1 protein-coding gene and 1 pseudogene are annotated in these 1,272 nt (G+C 62.1%); both read right to left on the bottom strand.

All coding sequences use genetic code 11. The annotated features are described in order from the left end of the window. On the bottom strand, window positions 1–666 hold a 666-nt coding region (locus tag Q0288_RS10060; RefSeq protein WP_299429988.1), incomplete at its 3' end, for a branched-chain amino acid ABC transporter permease. A 37-nt stretch (window positions 667–703) separates the two neighbouring features. Continuing rightward, window positions 704–1,272: pseudogene (locus tag Q0288_RS10055) on the bottom strand (branched-chain amino acid ABC transporter permease); the annotation flags it as partial.

The following is a 1,272-nucleotide window of genomic DNA, read 5'->3' as shown; positions in this document are numbered from 1 at the left end:
GGGTGAGAGGAACAGGGTCTTCATGCCATACACGCCGCCCGCTAGACCGGCCAGGAAAGCCGAGATCATGAAGGTGACCAGCTTGACCCGCACCACCGGCACCCCCAGCACCCGGGCCACCGCTTCCCCCTGCCGCGTGGCTGCCATAGCGTAGTTGAGGCGGCTCCTGCTCAAAATCAGGCTCGCCACCGAACAGACCATCAACACCGCTACGGCCAGATAGTAGGCTCCGAGTGGGTAGGCGCCCTCAAATGCAGGCTGTACCGGAAGGCCAATCGAGCCGCCGGTGAACTGCGCTTTGAGCACCAGGGTGCGCATCACCTCGCTAAAGGCCAGGGTTGCGATGGCGAAGTACATGCCGTGCAGTCGCAAGGTGGCCAGTCCCAGCAGCAGGCTGGACACCGCCGCAAGAGCCCCTCCCACCAGCAGCGCTGGAATCGTGCCCAGTACGGGTGCAGATAGGGCTGCTGCGTAGGCTCCCAGTCCGAAAAAAGCACCGTGGGCCAGTGAGAGCTGCCCGGTACGGGCCAGCATGTCCCAGGCCAGAGCCAGGCCACTGATCAGAAAAGCAAATTGCGCGGCATCCAGCAAGAAGGCCCGCCACTGGCCCAGGGGAAGGCCCGGCAAAACCAGGGCTAAGAGCAGCAGAACCCCGGCCAGAATCATGGCGCCCTCCCGTGGCTCGGCGTGGCTTTCGGGGTTCTCATTGTGTCCTCCAGCTACGCCAGGTCAGGGCAACAAAGATGACCAGAAAAAACACCGCCTCCACCCAGCCTCCACCCCCTGGCAGATAGGTGCTCACAAAGGCCTCGGCCAGGGCCAGAAGGATGGCTGCCGGAACCACCCCCCGCAGGTTGCCCAGACCCGCCATCACGATGATGGCGAAGGCTTTGAGGGTGTAGGCAAAACCCACGGTGGGCGAGGCATACAGCATCACCGAAAGCATTACGCCAGCAATTCCAGCCAGGGCTGCCGAAAGGCCAAAAGCCAGCAGGTAAATTTGCTGGGTCTCGATGCCCAACAAACCTGGGGCCAGGCGATTCTGGGCCACGGCCCGAACTGCGAACCCCAGCCGGGTCTTGCCCAAAAACCAGTACAGTGCGCCCAGCAAGCCCACCGACAACAAAAAAGCTGCGAAGGGTGGAATCCCAAAGGAAATGCCTCCCAGGGCAATGGTGGAGCCTTGATATGCGGTCGAGACCACCCGTGTATCCGCGCCAAACTACAGTTAGGCGATATTTTGCAGGGCCACCGAGATCCCGAAGGTCAGCA

The organism is uncultured Meiothermus sp. (assembly GCF_937863175.1).
Classification (GTDB): domain Bacteria; phylum Deinococcota; class Deinococci; order Deinococcales; family Thermaceae; genus Meiothermus.
Note: the sequence above shows the minus strand (reverse complement) of the source record. Positions and strands in the feature narration are given on the sequence as shown.